Origin of the sequence: Spirosoma fluviale (assembly GCF_900230225.1) — a bacterium.
Classification (GTDB): domain Bacteria; phylum Bacteroidota; class Bacteroidia; order Cytophagales; family Spirosomataceae; genus Spirosoma; species Spirosoma fluviale.
In genome coordinates this window covers 113,064-134,492 of record NZ_OCNH01000007.1, presented here as the reverse complement: position 1 = coordinate 134,492, position 21,429 = coordinate 113,064, and the positions used below count along the sequence as shown (strand labels likewise).

At 50.5% G+C, this 21,429-nt stretch carries 13 protein-coding genes; 3 read left to right on the top strand and 10 right to left on the bottom strand.

Annotated elements, in window-relative coordinates; translation table 11 throughout:
* Positions 1 to 145 precede the first annotated feature (145 nt).
* The 4 genes from CRO74_RS27160 to CRO74_RS27145 all read right to left on the bottom strand — a co-directional run bounded on the left by CRO74_RS27160 (position 146) and on the right by CRO74_RS27145 (position 4,580).
* Positions 146 to 2,005, bottom strand: a complete 1,860-nt coding sequence (locus CRO74_RS27160; protein WP_097130748.1) for a BamB-related PQQ repeat family beta-propellar protein — start codon at positions 2,003 to 2,005, stop codon at positions 146 to 148.
* A gap of 88 nt (positions 2,006 to 2,093) precedes the next feature.
* The gene (locus CRO74_RS27155) at positions 2,094 to 2,969 is read right to left on the bottom strand and encodes an SDR family oxidoreductase (protein WP_097130746.1); all 876 of its coding nucleotides are present in this window, start codon (positions 2,967 to 2,969) and stop codon (positions 2,094 to 2,096) included.
* A 492-nt stretch (positions 2,970 to 3,461) separates the two neighbouring features.
* Entirely contained in the window at positions 3,462 to 4,004 is a 543-nt protein-coding gene (locus tag CRO74_RS27150) for a nuclear transport factor 2 family protein (RefSeq protein WP_097130744.1), read from the bottom strand.
* A gap of 192 nt (positions 4,005 to 4,196) precedes the next feature.
* Positions 4,197 to 4,580, bottom strand: a complete 384-nt coding sequence (locus CRO74_RS27145; protein ID WP_179830317.1) for a carboxypeptidase-like regulatory domain-containing protein — start codon at positions 4,578 to 4,580, stop codon at positions 4,197 to 4,199.
* Positions 4,581 to 5,533: 953 nt separating this feature from the next.
* Here CRO74_RS27145 and CRO74_RS27140 point away from each other — a divergent pair.
* Together CRO74_RS27140 and CRO74_RS27135 are read left to right on the top strand one after the other, a co-directional pair.
* Positions 5,534 to 7,264 (top strand): hypothetical protein, encoded by a 1,731-nt coding sequence (locus CRO74_RS27140; RefSeq protein WP_097130740.1) that lies wholly within the window; start codon positions 5,534 to 5,536, stop codon positions 7,262 to 7,264.
* Between the two features lie 33 nt (positions 7,265 to 7,297).
* On the top strand, positions 7,298 to 8,386 hold the full coding sequence (locus tag CRO74_RS27135; protein ID WP_097130738.1) for a dienelactone hydrolase family protein: 1,089 nt from the start codon (positions 7,298 to 7,300) through the stop codon (positions 8,384 to 8,386).
* Positions 8,387 to 8,568: 182 nt separating this feature from the next.
* Here the strand turns inward: CRO74_RS27135 and CRO74_RS27130 are convergent, their stop codons facing one another.
* The 5 genes from CRO74_RS27130 to CRO74_RS27110 form a co-directional block, all read right to left on the bottom strand.
* Positions 8,569 to 9,750 (bottom strand): glycoside hydrolase family 88 protein, encoded by a 1,182-nt coding sequence (locus CRO74_RS27130; protein ID WP_097130736.1) that lies wholly within the window; start codon positions 9,748 to 9,750, stop codon positions 8,569 to 8,571.
* Between the two features lie 444 nt (positions 9,751 to 10,194).
* Entirely contained in the window at positions 10,195 to 13,308 is a 3,114-nt protein-coding gene (locus CRO74_RS27125) for an efflux RND transporter permease subunit (RefSeq protein WP_097130734.1), read from the bottom strand.
* Between the two features lie 55 nt (positions 13,309 to 13,363).
* Positions 13,364 to 14,536 carry an efflux RND transporter periplasmic adaptor subunit gene (locus tag CRO74_RS27120; RefSeq protein ID WP_097130732.1) on the bottom strand — a complete coding sequence of 391 codons (1,173 nt, stop codon included), beginning with the start codon at positions 14,534 to 14,536 and terminating at the stop codon, positions 13,364 to 13,366.
* Positions 14,537 to 14,948: 412 nt separating this feature from the next.
* Positions 14,949 to 15,578, bottom strand: a complete 630-nt coding sequence (locus CRO74_RS27115; protein WP_097130731.1) for an NUDIX hydrolase — start codon at positions 15,576 to 15,578, stop codon at positions 14,949 to 14,951.
* 120 nt (positions 15,579 to 15,698) lie between these two features.
* On the bottom strand, positions 15,699 to 17,276 hold the full coding sequence (locus CRO74_RS27110) for an NAD(P)/FAD-dependent oxidoreductase (protein ID WP_097130729.1): 1,578 nt from the start codon (positions 17,274 to 17,276) through the stop codon (positions 15,699 to 15,701).
* Between the two features lie 259 nt (positions 17,277 to 17,535).
* Between CRO74_RS27110 and CRO74_RS27105 the strand changes: the two genes are divergently transcribed.
* Entirely contained in the window at positions 17,536 to 19,470 is a 1,935-nt protein-coding gene (locus tag CRO74_RS27105; protein WP_097130727.1) for a DUF4350 domain-containing protein, read from the top strand.
* A gap of 62 nt (positions 19,471 to 19,532) precedes the next feature.
* Here CRO74_RS27105 and CRO74_RS27100 read toward each other — a convergent pair whose 3' ends face one another.
* Complete coding sequence (locus tag CRO74_RS27100) at positions 19,533 to 21,254, bottom strand: GMC oxidoreductase (RefSeq protein ID WP_097130725.1); 1,722 nt, start codon at positions 21,252 to 21,254, stop codon at positions 19,533 to 19,535.
* Positions 21,255 to 21,429 lie beyond the last annotated feature (175 nt).

Genomic DNA, 21,429 nt, shown 5'->3' with positions numbered 1-21,429 from the left:
TCGTCGACGGATGCGCCGGTTTTTAGGATGGCTTATTTCACAGGGTAAGGGATTTCACCGCAACGGTGCGGGCGGTGATCAACGAGAGTTGAGGATTCATGGAAAAGGTGCGATTTATTGAGGTGCTGGCTAGAAAACAGGATAGTTAGTTATCCAGGTCAAAGGCAATCAGTACGTTACCGGGCGTCTCTCCGAACATGCCATAGCCTGAGTTAACAAATAACATACTTCCTGATACGACCGGCGATGGGCCGTCGATCGACCCGCCCTTGCCCGCTATGCCGTTACTTGTTTTGAATTCCTGTACCGTATCAAAATCCCAGACAATTTTGCCCGTGCTGGCTTCATAGCTGCGAATGTGCCCGTCGAGTGAACCCGCAAAGACCAGCCCGGGAATCAACAGGGGAGCCGCCGAATTGGCCTGTATATAGGGCTTGCCTGTCTCAACGTTGGGCGTTGGCTGGTTCCAGACTACCTTGCCCGTATTAACATCGAGCGCGTAAAGGCCCGGCGAGGCTTTTCGGTTCGGGTCGCGCGGGTCTAAGACAAGACTATTATCTGCATTAGCCGCATACACATAGTTGCCGTCAGAGGCCATTCCCCAGTGAATACCACCCAGCATGCCGCCCTTCCCAATTCGGGTTTGCCATAGTATGCTGCCCGTTGCGGGGTCGAGTGCGTGAATAACGCCCGCTTTTTGACCAACGACCAGCATATCCCGGCCTTGTTTGGTCGTTACCAACAAAGGGGCCATACCAAAATCCAGATCAGGGCCAGCTTTTTCGGGGCAGTTAGGATCGCCGGGGCAAGCCAGATTCCATGTATCGTGTGAGGTTGCCTGATAACTCCAGACCAGCTTTCCCGTTTTGATATCCAGGGCCTGAATAGCGTCGCTGGTTGTTGACGGCGGGTCTGTGTAATTTTCACCCGTACCGATATAGACCAATCCACGTTTTGTATCAATGGTTGGGCTACTCCAGACGGGCGCTCCTGAGGGGCCATAAAAGTTTTGCCCGTTTTTCTTCTTCCCGCTTACCAATGCCTCTTGCGGAATTACCCGATGCCGCCACATCAAATCACCGGTTGTGGCATTTAGGGCAATTACTTCGCCCGATGAGGTGCAGCAGGTGTAATTCGGATCTTTGGATGTGGTCACTTCATTGGAGGTGAGCGGCACGATAATCGTGTTCTGATAAACGGCTACTGAGCCGGTGTTGCCCGACTGCGGGTGCTGCCCGGCTCGTTTCTTCCAGATTAACTTACCCGACGCTACATCAACGGCATACACATTGGTGGTGAAATCGGCGAAATAGGCCCGTAACTTATCCCCGCTTTTTCCGATAAAAATGGCTCCGCGGATGGGGGCATCGCCCACAAAATGCCAGCCGATTTTCCCCGTTTGCTTTTGAATAGCGTACACATCGCCAAATTGACTACCCACAAGAAGCCAGTCGCCAACAACGGCCGGCTTGCTGCGTATCTGGGTGCCGTCGGGGAAAGCAAACGTCCATTTTACCTTGAGCGATGTTACATTCTCGGGCGTAATACGGGTATTCTGTGTAAATCCGGTCCCCGCCAGATTACCGCCCCAGCCCGACGAGACAGGCACATTTTTGGGTAACGAGAAGGGTACAAAAGCCGCCTTGGGAAGCTTTGTTTCGGCAAATGGCCGGTTCGTAATCCACTGGGCCACCTCCCGGCGTTGTTCATCAGAAAGAGATTGAGATTGAGTCTGCATCTTTCCGGTCTTTAACGCCGTATAAATGGCGCGTGGGCTCATGGCTCCCAGCATAGCCAAACTAGGCGCTTTGGACTCAGCAATATTGGTATGGCACGATTGACAGGAAGTGGCAAAAACGGCTTTTCCCGCCATCTTCGTAGCCTCAGTCACTTTGACGGCTTTGGATGATGCGTCAACAACGATAGAAACTGAATTTTCCTGACCGTAGCTGGTGATAGTGAGGAAACTGGCAATGACAGATAAAAAAACGGAGGTCGTGGTCATGTAGTGAAGAGGTTTAGGAATTTTACATACTACTAATACGAAGATCTGGTTAGTCCTGACGTAGGCGCTATACGTAACCGGAAGCCGCCTATTTACCAGCCCCCAGATATGGTCGTACATTCAGACCTAACTGGTCCATCCCGGCGATCCAGGTCTCTTCGTCTACATTGCCCGACGAAATCCACTCATAGTCGGATAATGACGCCCGCCAGCCAAGTAACAGAGCTGCATCCGGGCCTACCGGGTAGCGCATTTGCGTGTCGTTGCCCGCTAAAATATCCCGGATTGTTTCCCCTACTAAGCCGGGTGATACATGGTTCGCCTGCGAAGCCGCATAAAACGCCTTTGCCCGGTTTACGATTGGGTACTTGGTAGTAGGCGATGGACGTTCCATTTTGTCCAGAATTGGCGTGTCGATAACCCCCGGCTCAACCAGCACCACCCTGATGCCAAAGGGCTGAACTTCAGCGGCCAGGCTTTCGCTGAAGGCTTCAGCAGCTGCTTTTGAGGCTGCGTACGTCCCTTGGAAACCCCCATAGATTTTACTGGCGATTGAGGTGACATTGACGATACAGCCCGCCCCCTTTTCCCGCATAGACGGCAATGCCGCCTGAATGCAGCGAATGGTACCGAAATAATTGGTTTCCATTACTTCCTGAAATGCCGAAAGCGGTAATTCTTCAACGGCACCTAGCCGGAAGATACCGGCATTGTTCACAAGCACGTCAATCTGGCCCGCCTGAGCCAACACCTGCGTAATGGTTGCTTTTACTGATTCGTCGGAATTGACATCCATTGGCAAAACAATAATGGGCAGATTGTCCTGCTCGGCCAGCTTTTCCAGTTCGGGCGACCCTTGCGGATTACGCATGGTGGCGTAAACGGTGTGACCGCTACGGGCCAACACTTCGGCGGTGGCAAAGCCAATGCCGGTACTGCATCCGGTAATGAGAATGGTAGACATGAGTTGCTAAAAGGTTTAGGGGGTAAGTGAAGGAAATGCAGGTTAATTAAGCGGATATAGCCGACCGTTGAGCAGCACATCCAGCCAGGTATTCCGAATCTAAAGTTTGATCCATCGAAGTCTTCCCTTCCTACTCTCTATATATTCGATGGTTGTTAACAGCAACGTATCTTTCCTGAATTCGAAGTGACGGGTTAAGACAGTGCCGAAATTTTGGGGCTCTGTGGCCGAAACTCTATGATGCTCAATCGTCGAAAGAGATGAACACTCATATGCCCCTTTCCGTCATATTGAATAAATCCATCTATGTACGTCCCATTCCATTTGGTTGAAACCCATTTTGCGGAAAGAGAATCAAAAGCTTCAGTCTTATCGAGCTTGTATGTTCCGTTAAACTTTTCATTTATCGACCCAACAGGCTGATGATAAGCGGAGGATAAGGTTCCTACTCAGGTTGGCCAGCGATGGCGGGGCCAACCTGAGCGAAATGGGTTACTTCTTGGACGTTTCGGGCGGGGTAACTTTGAAACCTAGCTGCGTGTAAATGGACAGCACATCGTAATAAATCCGGTCGCCCAGGATCTTCCCATCGGCTACGCCCGCTGTGTACTGAAACGGAAACTTGATCGTTTTTCCTGCCTGCGTAAACGTGTAATCTCCCCACAACGACACCCAGTTGCCTTTAAGCGCACCTGATAGCACCTTGAACGTCTGGGTGACAAACGTAACCTTACGATCTGACTGGGTTTTGTGGTTTCCCTGCCAGTTCTGAATCACCTTGTCCACATTAGCAGAATCCGTGGCGGCTGGTCCTCGCCCTATATACGTTGGCGATGCCAGCGATCGGGCTTTTGCTAAATCGCCGGATACGAGTGCATTAATAAAATCACTAACCACTTTCATATCGGCTTCGGCATTGGGGTTTTCGACCACCACGTCTTTGTAGCGGGGTGTTTGCTGGGCTTGCGCCGATGCACTGACAAACAGAAGAAGGGCAGCTAAAACTACGAGGGGTAAACGGAACATGGTTTTCATGGGTAAACGAGATTTAGGTTAAAAAATAAGTAATGAAGCACTCCGTGTAACAGGCAGGTTTTCCTGTTTATCAGTGGGTTGATAGTATTCGCAATTCAATAAGGCTTTGCTAATTGGTCCGCTACATTTCTTCTTCGGCAGCCGTACGTCGTTGTCGGGCGGCTTTTAGCTTCTGGTTGCCAAACGAATAGCTCATGTTGACGAGGAATAGCCTCGTATCGAGTGCCCAGCGAACATGCTGGATGTAACGACCGCTACTGCATTGAGGGTTTTGGCTAATTCGGTGAGCGAGATGGCCGGGATTTCCGTAGGGGATGATGTTATATCAAACGCCCTGGTTCGGTTTGGGGCATAGCCTACTGCCGAGACCATCAGCTTGTACTGTCCTGGTTTAATGTTTTCGAACGTATAGCTTCCCGTTTCTTTACTAATGGTGCCTGTGATCAAACTCGAATCACGGGCGTTTAATAGTGCGATGCTAATGAAGGGTAAAGGTTTACCCGTTGCGTCCCGAACCGAACCAGTGATGGTTGTTTGGGAAAGCGCTGACGTTGTTAAGCCTACAAAAAGGCTCACAAACTGTAAACAAGTGTAAAGCGGTTTCATAGAAATATATACAGGTATAGAAAAAGTATACAGCTCTCGTGAACTGCCCTGCAATATTCCGTTACTAACTCCCAAGTAAGGTTTGGTTTTGAGCCAAATACAATCGGTATTGAGTCATGCCTACCGTTGAATATATTCTGTAGGCGTTTGTTGAAAAAAATCTTTGAAAATCAGGGAAAAATGCGCTGAACTATCTAGCCAACGAGGTAGGCGGTTTCCAATACATTATGACCCGCAAGCAGCAGTTGAGCGGCTCGTTTTAAGTGATGCTGTTGGATCACCTCATTGGCCGTCATAACGCGCTAGCCCATCCGCCGTACTAACCCAGATAAAGCTGGCCTGATCCTGTACCAGGCCGGTAATCGTTGAGTTAGGAAGGCCAGTTGCTGTGGTAAGTTATTGTACGGTCTGAGCGAAGACCGGCACACAGAATAGCCATAGTGAAAGCGCCAATGTAAGACGTAATCCGTCGGACAGTCATCAGTAAGCAGGTCAGGAGTGAACGCCGGAAGTAAGGTAGTTGATCGCTAATTAATTACCAGAGCAGGCTTTACCGCCTTGAGGGAGATAGTATTTCTAAAAGCGTATATAGAAGCAAGTTAATAGCTACTTATTTATGATTTCGGGGATAAAAAAAACATTCAAGTATTCATTAAAGTTAATGGGGTAGCTATTCTTTAATTTAAGTAGCCTGATCAGCAAAAAGAACTTATTTTCGGATAGATTCTCTAACGCGCTTACTATTAGTTAGTTATTACTCTCAATGTCTTGAATACGAATTTCTCTACACTATAGAATTTTAGCCTTTTACGGCTCATTTAAAGGGGAGAATTGAGAGATCATGGCTGCTTCGTGTTAGGGTATCTGCTGTTTGCTGGCTGTCGTTTTTCGCTTCTTTAAATCTGAAAAAAATGAGCTCTCTTATGGCTGCAACGCTTACCGCACCCATCGAAAGACCCTTTGTTTCCCGCCTACAGAAGGTTGCTCCCTTCCTGATCGCGTTACCAATCGTTTGTTTTGTCCTCTTTGTATGGACTTATGCCGTAAACGTTCCCTGGTTCGATGATATTGATGCTTTCCTTGGCTTTACCCTGGCGTATACGAATGCAACGGACTTTTCGGATAAAATCTACAATATTTTTGTCCCGAACAACGAGCACCGGATTGTAGTCGCGAAACTGATTACCCTGGGTATGTATTACCTGACGGGAGAAGTCAATTTCAGGTGGCTCATTCTAATTGCATTGCTCTTTATGTTGAGTGTACTGGCTCTGCTGAGCCGGGTATTTCGGTCGATGCAGGCATCCTGGCTGTTGTTTGTTCCGGTACCCTTGTTGATGCTGCAACCCCAGTATTACCTGACGAGTTTATGGTCCATACCAGGTCTTCAGCACCCTGTTGTGATTTGCCTGACGCTTTGGTCGTTGTACTTGCTAACCAGGTCCGGACGCAATCAGTTTGCCGGAGCGATCGTCATGCAGGTATTTGCTACCCTGTCTATGAGCAACGGCCTGATGGGGTGGGTAGCCGGGGGGATAGTGCTGGCGCTCAATAAAAAATGGTATAAGCTGGCCGGTTGGCTGGCGGGTAGTGTGCTGGCCGTTGTTCTCTATTTTTATAATTTTCAAAGCGCAAGCCGTACCGGCGAAAGTTTAGCCTATAGCCTGGCGCATCCGGCACAGGCGTTAGCTGCGTTTTTTACATTTACTGGCGGCCTGTTTGACTTTATTCCGGCTGTCAAAACCAGTTGGCGGTACGTACCGCCAACGGTGGGTGGTGTAGTACTGGCGGCAATTGTCGTAGGCTTGCTCTACCGTATGAACCGCAGTTTGTGGACGCGCAGGGTTGAGCAGCTAGATGAAGGTTTACAAAAACGACGCTTATTCTTTAGCGGAGCCTACGCTTTCTTCTACGGAAACGCAGCTATAATCGCTTTGCTCCGGCTTCGGTACGGCTACGATGTGATGGTAGTGAGTAATTACATGATTTACCCGGCAGTCCTGACGGCTCTTATTTACCTCAATCTATTGAGTGAATGTGCCACCTGGGAGGCAAAGCGCTGGTGCTTACGTATCGGGTTGATTGGTGGTGTGTTTGTTTGGTTGTTTACCTACGGGTATTATTGGCCCAAAATGGCCTTTCGAAAGCAGATGTTGCTAACCAGCGCGATGAACCAGAAACACAGCGATATTGGATTGGGGGCCACTTGGGGAACATCTTTTGCCAACATGGCCCGCTCAGTTATGCGGGAATCCGTTAGCCGGGGTATATATAAATATCCAGAAAGCTACATTACCCCCGTCGAACCGTTGCTGAAGGCGATGAACAGTACGGTGACGAATGATTCATGTCTGTCAATGACTCTATATGGGGGGGGAGTGATTTACCAAACTGCAACGGCGTTCGACGCCTACCCATCGGATTTAGGTCAGGCGGCTATTGTTATCAAATCGGACCGCCACACCATCCTGTACGCGTCCGAAACACCCTTTACGTTCCGGCATTTCTGGCTGAACAAACCGGTTACATCGGCGCACTCGGAAATTCTTACCATCGTACTGGCACCGGGGCGTTATCAGGTGGGTGTACTGACGCCCTCGCAGCCAAATCAGCCGTATCGGTTCAGTTGTCAATCCCTGTCAATTCGTGAATAAATAAACCTGTTATCCCGTAACCGATGCGTAGGAATGGAAGATGGTCTTTTTTCGTCAGAACAAACGTCTAACCGACGAGATTTCCTGAAGGCGCACCTCGTTGGTAGCCTGAGTGCATTAACAGCCACGGCTGGGCTGGCAGCCGGAACCGCCAACATGAATACATCCGCCGAGGCCGCATCAGTGCCGCCACAAACGCTCCTCAAGCACTATCAAACCTGTTTGGGTGGGCCGTTTCCGTCGCCTGTGCCCTTGCAGCCGAACCTCCGGGAAACCACGCAAAAAGATGGCTATCGGATAGAGTCAATCACGTATCAGGTTGGACCGGGCGATCGGGTTCCGGCTTTAATCCTCGTGCCGGATCATGTAACGGCTACCCGTCCGGCTCCGGGAATCGCCGTCTGGCATCAGCACAATGGGGAGTACCACCTTGGCAAGTCGGAACCGGCAGGACTGGCCGGGAATCCGATGCACCATACCGCTGTAGCGCTGGTGCGGGAGGGATACGTAGTTCTGTGCCCCGATGCGCTCTGCTTCGAAGAACGGCAGGACCCAACCGGAAAGCTCAAAGGCGGAGACTACGAACGCTTTGCTTTTTTGTATCAGGTCGTACGGGGTCGAAGTATGGCCTGGCAAAATGTACTGGAAATGCATCGGGCTATCGATTACCTGGCTGGCCGACCGGAGGTGATCCCTTCCAGAATCGGGTGCTATGGGCATTCGATGGGCTCAACCCATGCCTGGCTGGCGGCTCCGCTCGATACCCGACTGAAATGCGTGGTCGGGAATTGCTGCCTGCCAACCTACGAAGCCATCGAAGAAGCACATTTGCTTCACTGCTTCCCCAATTTCGTTCCGGGTTGGTCGCAATATGGTGATACACCTGACATTGCTGCTCTCATTGCCCCCAGAGCCCTGCATCTGAACTTTGGTGAGGAGGACGGTGGTTCGCCCATTGACTCCGTCCGCCGTGGGTTGACCCGAATTGAAAAAGTCTACCAACAGGCCGGAGCGTCCCAAAACTTTACCTCCTTTATTGAAGCCGGTAAAGGCCATGTTTTATCGGAGGCTATGTGGGAACATACCAAAACGGTTTTTGCCCGTCATCTGAAGGCAACGTAACCAACGATGACATGACTATCCAAAGGGTAAGAAGCTGTGTGAGCTAGCGCTTTGTGGCCAAAGCGAATTAACTCAATGCCCAAATCAGAACCTTGGCCTAACGGCATGAACCGCTTCTAAAGAAGGATTATAAAAAAGGGGGCTGGTTGTAGAACCAGCCCCCTTTTTTATAATCCCTGGTTTTATGACCGGAATGAATTCTTTTTGCGCAGTGCATCGTAACGTAGCAGCGCTTCCAGGTAATAATAGTCTGCGTAAATAATGGGCGTGTCCACTTCACTTTTGGCAGGTTTATGGCCTACACTGTGTTTCAGGATGAAGTTGTTGTTTTCGCCCAGATTAGCTTTATAAGCCGGGCTTGAAAGACTCTCCAGCATTTTTACCGCCAATTGGTAATAGGTTTTGGCCGATGGGCCGCCATAGGTGCAGAGTTCGAACAGAGCCGCCGAGGTAATAGCGGCTGCCGAAGCATCGCGCTCCTCGTTTGGAATATTGGGAGCGTTGAAATCCCAATACGGCACCTTATCGGCTGGCAGATTGGGGTGATTTAAATAGAAGTCGGCAATGTGCCGAGCCTGTTCCAAGTATTTCTTGTCTTTCGTTTCGCGGTACATGACCGTAAAACCATACAGTCCCCATGCCTGACCTCTGGCCCAGGCCGAGTTATCGGCATACCCCTGTGCGGTTTTCTTAGCCGCAACCGATCCATCGGGATTGTAACAAACAAGGTGGTAACTGCTGTAGTCGGGCCGGTAGTGGTTCTTTATGGTATTGTCCGCATGAGTGACCGAGAGGTTATAAAAGTCTTTGTTGCCCGATCGTTTAGCGGCCCAGAAAAGGAATTCCAGATTCATCATGTTATCAATGATAACCGGATAATCGTAAGTCTGAAATTTGTTCCAGGATTTGATTACGCCCCGCTTTGGATCAAAACGCGTTGACAACGACTTGGCACCGGTTAGTAGAATAGGCGGATAGGCTTCGTTTTTAGTAAGCCGATAGCCGTTGCCAAAAGGGCAGTACAGCATAAAGCCCAGGTCGTGCGTACCCGTATTGTATTGCTCTTTTGCCACGGCCATTGTCCATTTGTTAGCCGCGTCTTTCCACATCGGGTCTTTGGTCCGTTCGTAGATGTGCCAGAGTGAACCCCCAAAGAAACCACTGCACCACCAATCCGACTTACGGTCGTCCGGTGATCCATCCGGTTTGGTCGACTGGGGAAACCGGGTTGTATCGGGGTGACTTTTCAGCATGAGCGCATACTGCTTTGCGGCAAAGGCAAATTCTTTGTCAACATCAATGGCTGTTTGGGCGAAGGTGATCTGCGCTGTAAAAAGCAAACAAAGTAAAAGAGAACGTTTCATGCGTGTTTGTTTCAGGAGAAGAGTTCAGTTTTTAGATTATGACAGACTCCATTGTGTAGTAAGCAGAAAAGGCTAACTTTTTAATCAGTAAACCATTGCTATCGGCAAAGTTTGTTTAGAAAGCCGGTTCACTTTTTAATTACAATGACTACCATCCTTTATTGTGAACCTGTTTAAACTTTTCTACTATATGTTGAATGAAAAGTGGCTTATAAGCTGTAGTACCGACCGTTCCGGTTGGGCGTGTATCTAATCGCTTCTCACCCGACCGGGACGGTCGGTACTACAGCTTATAAGCCACCATTTTTGATAAGATAAAAAATTTAACCAGGCTGTTAATTCAACGCTCGATACCGTAAGTTTGGTAAGGCAGGGTAGGGAAAAAAAGAAGGGCATCCGGCTAATCGGATGCCCTTCGGTACGTAAAATTCAGACGACCGGTTATTAAGCGTGTATTTCCAGTTCTTTGGGTTTTTCTTTGTCTTCCGACTTGGGATCAACTTCTGGCTGAACGTCTTTCCGGCGAGACATGTAGGTGTAAATAACCGGCACCACATACAGCGTCAGAATGAGCGAGAACATCAGCCCGCCCACAATAACGATACCCAGTGGTACCCGGCTTTTTGAAGCAGAACCCAGCGCAAGAGCCAGTGGCAACGCACCAAAGGCCGCTACGAGTGTGGTCATCAAGATAGGACGAAGGCGCAACGCAGCCGATTCTGCAGCGGCCTCGAACTTATTCTTACCCGTTAGTCGCTGTTCATTGGCAAATTCAACAATCAGGATACCGTTCTTCGTAACCAGACCAACCAGCATGATAATGCCAATCTGGCTGAAGATATTCAACGTCTGGTTAAACATCCAGAGCGAGAACACCGCACCGGCAAGGGCCAGTGGTACGGTAATCATGATAATGAGCGGATCGACAAACGAGTCGAACTGTGCCGCCAGAACCAGATAAACCAGAATCAGAGCCAGACCGAAGGCAAACAGCGTGTTGGATGAACTCTCGGCATAGTCGCGGGAAGGGCCGGAAAGGGCCGTCTGGAAGCTTTCGTCGAGGGTACGAGCTGCAATGGCCCGCATGGCTTCCACGCCATCGCCAACCGTTTTGCCCGGTGCCAGACCTGCGGATACCGTTGCCGATTTAAATCGATTGTAGTGATATACCTGGGGCGGGCTGCTCACCTCCTGAAACTTAACCAGGTTGTCTAACTGAATCAGTTGTCCCTGGTTGGAGCGAACATAAAAGGAGGCTAAGTCAACGGGTGCATCCCGGTCGGCGCGGTCTACCTGACCAATTACCTGATACTGCTTTCCGTTCATAAGGAAGTACGCCAGACGCCGGTTGCTAAGGGCAAGCTGGAGCGTTTGGGCAACATCCTGTACCGAAATGCCCAGGTTCGTGGCTTTCTCGCGGTCGATACTGATGTTCAACTCCGGCTTGTTGAACTTCAGATCCACATCGGAGTTCTGGAAGGTAGGGTCTTTGGCTACCTCGTCCATAAACGTTGGCAGTTTCTCGCGGAGCTTCTCGAAGTTCAGGTTCTGAATAACGAACTGAACGGGTAATCCACCGCCCCGACCCACCTGAATGGTCTGGTCCTGGGTAGCAAACATCCGGGCTTCGTTGAACTTTTTGAGGTTTTTGTTAATGAAATCAACAATTTCCTGCTGAGACCGTTCACGATTACCGGGTTCTACCAGGTTCTCCATTACGAACGAAGAGTTCACCGCACCCGCTCCCGAAAAGCCCGGTGCAACCACGCTAAAGGCTAATTTGGTTTCGGGGATAGAATCCAGTACAAATTGCATGACCCGGTCTGTTAAGGATGCCTGAGCCTCATAGCTTGTTCCTTCGGGCGAAGTGATAACCAGGCGGGTTCGGCTACGATCTTCGAGGGGAGCCAGTTCCGATTTGAGCATGGAGCCAAGTCCGAAGATAAGTAGCAGACAGGCACCAATCATCACAAACGCCCAGCCCCGTTTTTTTAGGAAGCTGTTCAATGACGATCGGTAGGAGGTATCCAGCCATTCGAAGAAGGGCTCCGTTTTGCGGTAGAACCAGGACCGGCCGTGGTTTTTGCTGGTGAGTTTTACACTCAGTACCGGCGTCAGCGTCAGCGAAACGAAGGCCGAAATCAACACGGCACCCGCAACAACAATACCGAACTCACGGAATAGGCGACCCACAAAACCCTCCAGGAATATAATAGGCAGGAATACAATAGCCAGTGTAACACTGGTAGCAATAACAGCAAAGAAAATTTCATTGGAGCCTTCGCGGGCAGCTTCCTTGGTGTCCATGCCCTGCTCAATCTTCTTGAAGATATTCTCCGTAACCACAATACCGTCGTCGACCACAAGTCCCGTTGCCAGAACGATACCGAGGAGTGTTAATACGTTGATACTGAAATCGGCTATGTACATGATGAAAAAGGCGCCGATAAGCGACACCGGAATATCAATCAATGGCCGGAACGCAATGAGCCAGTCGCGGAAGAAGAAATAGATAACCAGTACGACCAGTACAAACGAAATAAGCAGCGTTTCGCCTACTTCTTCAATGGCCCGCCGGATAAATGTACTCCGGTCAACGCCGATACTCACGATGATATCCTCGGGTAAGTCTTTCTTGAGCTGGTCGAAGCGCTTATAAAACTCATCGGCAATGCTCACATAGTTGGCACCGGGCTGAGGAATGAGGGCAAGAATAACGCCCACCGCTCCATTCTGTTTAGAGATAGTTTCTTCGTTCTCCGCTCCGATGGTTGCATAGCCAACATCTTTAAGACGGACAATTTGATTACTCGTTTGGCGAAGAATGAGGTTGTTGAAATCATCTTCGGTTGTCAGACGACCTACAGCTTTTACCGTTAATTCCGTGTTGTTGCCGTATACTTTACCGCTGGGCAACTCAACATTCTGAGCGGTCAGGGCTGCTTGTATATCCTGAGACGTTAGCCGATAAGCCGATAGTTTGATAGGGTCGATCCAGAGACGCATGGCCTGACGCTTCAAGCCGTAAATATTGGCCTGACTAACGCCCGGAATGGTTTGCAGACGTTCCTGAAGTACGTTTTCGGCATAATCCGACAACTGGGTCGGATTGCGGGTCGTACTCTGAACAGTCATAAAAATAATAGGATCGGAGTTGGCATCGGCCTTTGTTACTACCGGTGGTGCGTCAATATCCTGCGGCAATTGCCGTTGGGCCTGGGCTACCTTATCGCGTACATCGTTGGCGGCCTGTTCCAGATTGGCATCCAGATTGAACTCGACGGTAATGGTACTGGCACCAAGCGCACTGTTCGATGAAATTGTACGAATCCCTTCGATACTGTTCAGCGATTTCTCGATGGGTTCCGTAATCTGCGATTCAATGATATCGGGGTTGGCACCGGTATAGTTTGTCCGTACCGAAATAACCGGCGGGTCGATAGCCGGGTATTCGCGAACACCCAGAAAGGTGAAACCGATAATGCCAAAAAGGACGATGACGATGGACATCACCATGGCAAAGACCGGTCGATTCAGACTAAGCTCGGGAAGACTCATGATTGATTGAGTTTATTTGGTCGGGTTTGGCAGGCCATACTCCGCAAACGCCTTTTTATTTAAGTGCTACTTTCGGCTCTGTACCGGTAGCTGGCAGTGTAATCACCTTATTGACCTTGACGGGTGAATCTGGCTTTAAAAACAGTAAACCCGTCGTTGCTACTGTATCGCCTTTCTGCAAGCCGGATAAAATCTGTATTGTCCCGGCGGTACGCAAACCGGTCTTTACATCCTTGAACAGGGCTTTTCCATTCTTCACCAGAATAACCTGGTTGGTTCGTGTTTGCGGAATAATCGCCTGCGTTGGAACAACCAGACTCTGTTCGTTCTGAATCGTTAAGGTTACCCGCGCAAACGTACCCGGACGAAAACGGGGCTGTCCTTTTTCAACGCCCGTATTGTTGACCCTCGCCCGGATGCGGAGGTTACGCGTCTGTTCTTCCACGCCCGGTTCAATGGCATATACAACGCCCTGACTTGATTGACCACTTCCGTCTACCAGGAACGAAATCTGGCTGCCATTGTGTACGGCTGGGCCGTATTTTTCGGGGATAGAAAAGTCAAGTTTAAGCGATGATATCTGTTGCAGACGGGCAATGAGCGTATTGGGCGACACAACGGCTCCGGCACTTACGTTTCGAAGACCAATAACTCCCGAAAAAGGAGCCCTGATTTCCGTTCGTTGCAGGTTCGCTTTCACCAGTTCGATGTCGGCAAGGGATGAGCGTAAGTTTGTTGTTACGATGTCATATTCCTGCTGACTGATACCACCCCGTTCCAGTAATTGTTTGTTCCGTTCTTCGGTACGGCGGGCATTGTCGGCCTGGGCCTGAAGTTTTTGAAGTTGTGCCCGTAAGTCGGCGTCAAAAAGCTTAACTAGTAATGCTCCTTTGGCTACTGGCATACCTTCCTGAATGTTGAGTTGGGTGATACGGGCTGAAATCTCGGGGTAAATGTCAACCTGCTCGTTGGGTAGCAGCGAGCCACTGGAAACAACATCTTCGCGCAGGTTCTGGGATATAACCACGTAACCGTTTACATTCGTTGGTCCACCGCCCCCCGGTCCGCCGGGTCCACCTTTACCACCAGGCCCGCCTTTAGCGTCTGGTCCACCTTTGCCACCCCCCCCACCTGCCGACGCACCAGGAGCCGGGTGTAATACCTTATTGTACACAATTATCCCGCCGAGTACCAAAACGACGAGAACGATAGCAATCCATCTTTTCACAGGAAAATTTAGTCAGAAGGGCCTACAATTAAACGGCTAAACAGCCGTGTTTGTTCTTAAACTACAAAGCTATCAAGGATGACGACTATAACAATCGGTAGCGGATTGAATATGAATGGATTTTATTTGAATTATTCCAACTTTTAACTTGGCAGTAAACCCAATTCGATGCGTATAAATCCTTAGTTTTTTAAGCTCGATAACTAGGTGTTTTTAATCGTTTCGTAGGTTTTTTTACTGGTTATGAAGCGTCTATCTGTAGATTTTACCAACTTCGTAAAGACAAGCGTGGTGTTCAGGAAGTACTCAGGGAAGCGAATTTTTATAGTTGACCGGCGGGTATAAGCTTTTGTCTCTGAATCAATTAAGTAGAGTTATTCGGTAGAATTTAAATGTTAATGACGAGTCTACGCTAAGAATCGATGACCATCAGCAGTTCACTAATCATCATAGCGGTAGCACCCCAAACGCGGTACCCCTGAATTTGATAAAAAGGCGCATCGATCGTTACGCCCCGAACTTCAATCTGGCTGTCGCCAACGATGGTTTCGTCCAGGAGGGTGTCCAGATCTACTTCTACAACCGCTTCCACTTCGCGCGGGTCCGGATAAAAATCGGGTCGGTAGGGGAGTACGCCCACTACGGGTTGTACATAGAAGTTACTGGGTGGAATGTACAACTCGGTCAGCAGCCCCAGTACTTTCACGTCAGACACCCGGATGCCCACCTCTTCCTGGGCTTCGCGCAAGGCCGTACGGGTGAGGTTTTCATCAATACGCTCCATACGTCCGCCCGGAAAAGCCATCTGACCGGCATGAACACCGTCATACTGAGGCCTGAGAATCAGGGGTAGGTAAATAGAGTTCTGATAGGGGTAAAAACAGATCAGCACCGCACTCCGACGTGTTCGCTCGTTCGGTTTGATACCGAGCCGATACCGGGCTGTCGACGCCATTTTTTGATGGGCGGCTTCACCAGGCAACTGCTTTTGTAAGCGTTGGTGTAGATGTTCGGAGAAGGTATGGAAGCTGGTGCCAATCATTAGTCGGTTCAGGGTTTATAGGTAACGGATCAACGGCTCATTAGTTACGTGTCAATAGTTTGTGTATGCTTGTAACAACCTGAAATTTGAAAAGTTGATCCGCTTTTCAGAAACTTGACACTACAACCCTTTTTTGTACAATTTTACTAATTCTTCCGCGCAACGTTCTCCGTCCATCGCAGCAGAAACAATCCCCCCGGCATACCCCGCTCCTTCACCACAGGGGAACAGGCGGCTTACCTGAACATGCTCGCAGGTTTCGCGGTGGCGGGGAATACGAACGGGCGATGATGTTCGGCTTTCAACGCCAATTACCTGGCCGTCGTTGCTCAGGTAGCCGCGCATCTTGCGCCCAAAATCGCGCAGTCCCTGCCGCAGGGGTTGCGCAATGTGGTCGGGGAGTACTTCACGCATATCGACCGAAGCTAACCCCGGCTGATAGGAGGTAGGCAGGAGCTGGTTCGATACGTGTCCGTCCACAAAATCGGCAATGCGCTGGGCCGGAGCAGTCTGCCGACCGTCGCCCATCTGGCACGCCCACCGTTCGAGATCCTGCTGTAAAGCTAATCCAGCCAGCGGACCCTCCTCCGCATACGGAGCCAGGTCTTCGTCGGCAATGGCAACAACCAACCCGGAGTTGGCAAACTGCGAATCACGACGGGAGGGCGACATGCCGTTAACTACCAGCTCGCCCGGTGCCGTTGCGGCCGGAACGATAAACCCGCCGGGACACATACAAAATGAGAAAACGCCCCGTTCAACACCTTTGAAACGTGTTTGAGCGACCAGACTGTACGAAGCCGCCGGTAAATAATCGCCCCGTGTTGGTCTGTGATACTGGAACTGGTCGATCAGGCTCTGCTGGTGTTCAATACGAACGCCCATGGCAAACGGTTTGGCTTCGATCAGCACATTTCGATTGTGAAGCAGGTAAAAAATATCACGGGCGGAGTGGCCCGTAGCCAGGATGACGCCAATGCCCGTTAGGGAATCACCATTGGCCAGCACCACGCCTTTCAGCTCATTACCAGCCAGAATCAGGTCTGTTACTTTTGTATCGAAACGAACCTCACCCCCGGCATTCAGAATGCTTTCCCGAAGGTCCGTTACAACGTTGGGGAGTTTGTTGGTGCCAATATGCGGGTGGGCATCGACCAGAATCTGCTCCGTAGCGCCGTGGGCCACAAAAATTTCCAGTATCCGGCGAACGTCGCCCCGTTTGGTGGAGCGGGTATATAATTTACCGTCCGAATAGGTTCCGGCTCCGCCCTCGCCAAAACAATAGTTCGACTCAGGGTTGACAACATGATCTTTGTTGATGGCCGCCAAATCGCGTCGGCGGGCGCGAACATCGCTGCCACGTTCCAGCACGATGGGTTTTATGCCCAACTCAATCAGACGCAGGGCCGCAAAAAGGCCCGCCGGTCCGGCACCAACCACAATGGCCTGCGGTGCCCGGCTAACGTCTGTTTCCGGCTTTTGGTACTGAATAAGTGGGGGAGGAGTTTCACCGGCATAAACATCGGCATCGACTTTCACCCGAACTTGCCGGTTACGGGCATCAATCGACTGGCGACGTTTCCGCACGACTACATCGGCCGAATCGGGTAGGGAAAGGTGCGTTAATGCCTGCTCCCGGAAAGCAAGTTCGTCAAGGGCTAACTCGGGAGGTAATGTAAGCGAAAGTTGATGAATCATTGTTGAAGAGACCGGCAGGGGCCGTTGTCACGGCTAATCGGCAAATAAACTGACTAAACGTATAAGGTTCACAAAACGATATACAAGTATCCGGTTAGGTAACAGGGATAAAAAGGTTTGGGTTCTTTTGCCTCGATTTCTACAGTGTTCTTCCCACAGACCTCCCATGACCGCTTTTTTGAGTGAATCCCTTTTTTGTATGTTTGGGTAGAATTTCTCTTAATTGCGCTATTTAAGGTAGAAACAAGCATCGAGCACAATGAAGTTGAGTCTTTTAGGTTGTCTGCTGACGGTCAGCTATTGTACACTGGCGCAGCCGACGGCGAGTAAATCCGGGAGCAATATACCCTGGTCACAACGTATGGTGGCCACGATCATGACCAACAACGCCGATTCCATTGCCTACGTCAAGGAAGGTAAAGACGCGCGTTGGGAGTATGAAATGGGGGTGCTGCTGGAGGCCGTTGAACAAGTCTGGTACCGCACGGCCGACGATCGGTATTTTCAATACATCCAGAAAAATATGGATCGGTATGTAAACGCCGATGGCAACATCCGAACCTACAAAATGGATGACTACAATATTGACTTTGTGACACCCGGCCGGGCTTTGCTCCTGCTTGCCCAACAATCGTTGCCCGGCAATGCGAAATACCGCAAAGCGGCCGACGTTCTGCGTAAACAACTCGCCCAGCAGCCGCGTACGAACGAAGGCGGTTTCTGGCATAAGAAGCGATACCCTTATCAGATGTGGCTCGATGGCCTGTACATGGCCGAGCCGTTTTATGCCGAATATACCCGTCTGTACGGCGATGAAAAGAACTTCGACGACATTGTCAATCAGTTTGTGTGGATGGAAAACCACGCCCGCGACCAAAAAACGGGCTTGCTCTATCACGGCTGGGACGAAAGCCGGGAGCAGAAATGGGCCAATAAACAAACGGGCAAATCGCCTAACTTCTGGAGTCGATCCATTGGCTGGTACGTAATGGCGCTGGTTGATGCGCTCGATTATGTGCCGCAGTCGCACCCGCGCCGGGGTGAGCTGGTCGCTATTTTACAGCGGGTAATGCCTGCCATTGTGAAATACCAGGACGCTAAGTCGGGCTGCTGGTATCAGGTAACTGATCGCCCTGGCGACAAAGGAAATTACATTGAAGCGTCGGGAACGTCGATGTTCGTGTATGCGCTGGCCAAGGGTGTTCGGATGGGGTATCTGCCTGCATCACTAGCGGTACCGGCCCAGAAAGGGTATGCCGGGATACTGAAAAACTTTATCACCACCGATGCACAGGGCCAGATTCATTTAGAGAAAACGGTACTGGTGAGCGGGCTCGGTGGGAACCCGTACCGCGATGGAAGTTATGAATACTACCTGAGTGAGCCGCTGCGTCAGGATGACTTAAAAGGCGTTGGCCCGTTCATTATGGCCAGCGTGGAAATGGAGATAGCCGCTGAGCGGGGCATCGCCAAAGGCAAAACCGTTGCTGTCGATAACTACTTTAACCACGAGTTTCGGAAAGGAGTAAACGGTGAACAGGAACTTTTCCATTACACCTGGGAAGACCAGATGCACTCGGGCTTTTACTGGTGGGGTTCCATTTTCCGAAATTTAGGGGCCAAAACGGCTACCATTTCGGGAGCGCCAACGGCTGCATCGTTGAAAGGAGCGGATGTTTACATAATCGTAGACCCCGACACGCCGAAAGAGACGGCGAAACCCAATTACGTTAGCGAAACGGATATCAACGCCATTGCCGATTGGGTACAGGCGGGTGGTACGCTGGTGCTCATGGCCAACGACACATCGAACTGTGAACACGTAAACTTCAATAAGCTGGCCGCCCGATTTGGGATGCAGTTCCTGCCTAAAAACCGGAATATGGTACAGGGTACACAGTGGGATCAGGGGACAATCTCAATTCCCGCCAGTGGGCAGACTATTTTCCCAACCACCCGGACGGTGTATATTAAAGAATTAGCTCCACTGGCCATAAAAGCACCCGCCAAAGCCGCTGTGACCGATGGTGGTGACGTGATCATAGGGGTAGCGACGGTTGGCAAAGGAAGGGTTTTTGCCGTGGGTGATCCCTGGCTCTATAATGAGTATGTCGACGGTCGCCGGATACCCGCTAAATTTCAGAACTTTCAGGCTGCCAAAGAATTGGCGATCTGGCTGGTGGCTGGTAAGTAGTTATTGGTTATTAGGCTGACTGTGGTACAATAACCAATCACTACTAACCAATAAATAACCACTTACAACGCTCCCGCTTTCATTTGCTTAAGGGCATAGTTGGCGGCCCTTGCGGTGAGGGCCATGTAGGTCAGAGATGGGTTTTGGGTGCTGGTTGAGGTCATGCAGGCACCGTCGGTAACAAAGACGTTCGGGCAGTGGTGAAGCTGATTCCAGCGGTTCAGCAGTGACGTTTTAGAGTCGCGGCCCATACGAACACCTCCCATCTCGTGGTTCTCGCTGCCGGGTAATCGGCCGGTATCCTGCGTGCGGATGTTTTTGAAGCCAGCCAATGTAAACATCTCGGTTAGTTGCTCGAAATAGTCCTTGAGAATCTTTTCGTCATTGGCATCGTAGCCAACCGACACCCGGAGTTGAGGGATACCAAACTTATCTTTCAGGACCGGGTCCAGTCGCACGGTGCTTTCGGCTTTCGGAATGGTTTCGGCCATCATGGCAGAGCCAACATGCCAGTCGCCCAGCGTTGAGTCGAGTAAGTGCTGTTTTAGCACTGCCCCGATGCCATCCTGGTTTTGAATCGGTTCTCTCGACGCATGAAAGGTAGAAGCATACCCACGCAGAAAGTCGGTTTCCTGCTTATAGACGTTCCTGAACCGGGGAATATAGCTGCTGTTTGGTCGGCGCCCATCGGTCGTAAATTCGTCCAGTCCTTCGTAGGTGGCCGACATACGGCCCCGATAACTGTGGAACGCCATGTGCGTACCAAGCAGTCCGTTGTCATTCCCCAACCCATTCGGGAAGCGATTGGAGGTCGAATTAAGCAAAATAAGGTTCGTATGCAGAGCCGATGCGTTCAAGAAAATGATCCGAGCGTAGTACTCCGTCAGTTGCCCGGTGTTCGTATCGATGACCCGCACACCTGTGGCTTTTCCGCCAGACGTCTTTTTGTCGTCGAAAATAATCGAATGCACTACCGAGTTGGTCTGCAACGTGAGCTTTCCGGTTTGTAATGCCCACGGAATGGTGGAGGCATTACTGCTGTAATAGCCGCCATAGGGGCAGCCGCGTTCGCACAACGTCCGGTGCTGGCACTGGGCACGCCCCTGCCGAAAATGAATGTCTTTGGGAGTTGTCAGATGAGCCGCCCGGCCGATGATCACGTGCCGGTCCGGGTATTTGGCAGCTACTTGTTTTTTAAAATGTTTTTCAACGCACGACATTTCATGCGGAGCAAGGAATTCACCGTCCGGTAAGGTCGCCAGCCCGTCTTTATTTCCCGAAATACCCGCAAACTTCTCTACGTGGCTATACCAGGGGGCCAGATCGGCGTAGCGAATGGGCCAGTCAACCGCAAAGCCATCGCGGGCGGGACCCGTAAAGTCGAAATCGCTCCATCGTTGGGTTTGTCGTCCCCAGAGCAGCGAACGGCCACCCACCTGATAGCCGTGAATCCAGTCGAACGGCTTTTCCTGAATATAAGGCTGGTCGCTGTCTTTAGCGAAAAAATGCCGGGTATCTTCACGAAAGGCATAATTTCGACTGGCGATGGAGTACTCCTGTCGAATAGCGAGCGGCACCTGTCCCCGATGGTCCATTTCCCAGGGATTAAGCGTAGCCGTAGGGTAGTCGGTGACGTGTTTCACATCCCGTCCCCGCTCCAGTAAAAGCGTATGCAGACCGTGTTCGGTAAGTTCCTTTGCTGCCCAGCCGCCACTAATACCAGAGCCAATGACAATGGCATCGTAAGTACGGGCTTTCTGGCTGTCGATCGTTAAATTGGCCATGTAGGATAAAAGCAGACAAATTTAATTTCTTAACCATATCCGCCCTTCTTTTGTGCCTCGTCGGTATCTCCTGTGGCTTGTCCCCTTTTTTGCAAGCCCGCCTGGGTAGAGTGCATCTTTGTTAGTATAGTCTTTCGGCGATTTATGAGACCAATTTTACATTGTCTGTAAAAAT

Bases quoted from the DNA above. Each gene is read 5' to 3' on its own strand.
- CRO74_RS27160 (WP_097130748.1), bottom strand. From the start codon at position 2,005: ATGACCACGACCTCCGTTTTTTTATCTGTCATTGCCAGTTTCCTCACT.
- CRO74_RS27155 (WP_097130746.1), bottom strand. From the start codon at position 2,969: ATGTCTACCATTCTCATTACCGGATGCAGTACCGGCATTGGCTTTGCC.
- CRO74_RS27150 (WP_097130744.1), bottom strand. From the start codon at position 4,004: ATGAAAACCATGTTCCGTTTACCCCTCGTAGTTTTAGCTGCCCTTCTT.
- CRO74_RS27140 (WP_097130740.1), top strand. From the start codon at position 5,534: ATGGCTGCAACGCTTACCGCACCCATCGAAAGACCCTTTGTTTCCCGC.
- CRO74_RS27135 (WP_097130738.1), top strand. From the start codon at position 7,298: ATGGAAGATGGTCTTTTTTCGTCAGAACAAACGTCTAACCGACGAGAT.
- CRO74_RS27130 (WP_097130736.1), bottom strand. From the start codon at position 9,750: ATGAAACGTTCTCTTTTACTTTGTTTGCTTTTTACAGCGCAGATCACC.
- CRO74_RS27125 (WP_097130734.1), bottom strand. From the start codon at position 13,308: ATGAGTCTTCCCGAGCTTAGTCTGAATCGACCGGTCTTTGCCATGGTG.
- CRO74_RS27115 (WP_097130731.1), bottom strand. From the start codon at position 15,578: ATGATTGGCACCAGCTTCCATACCTTCTCCGAACATCTACACCAACGC.
- CRO74_RS27110 (WP_097130729.1), bottom strand. From the start codon at position 17,276: ATGATTCATCAACTTTCGCTTACATTACCTCCCGAGTTAGCCCTTGAC.
- CRO74_RS27105 (WP_097130727.1), top strand. From the start codon at position 17,536: ATGAAGTTGAGTCTTTTAGGTTGTCTGCTGACGGTCAGCTATTGTACA.
- CRO74_RS27100 (WP_097130725.1), bottom strand. From the start codon at position 21,254: ATGGCCAATTTAACGATCGACAGCCAGAAAGCCCGTACTTACGATGCC.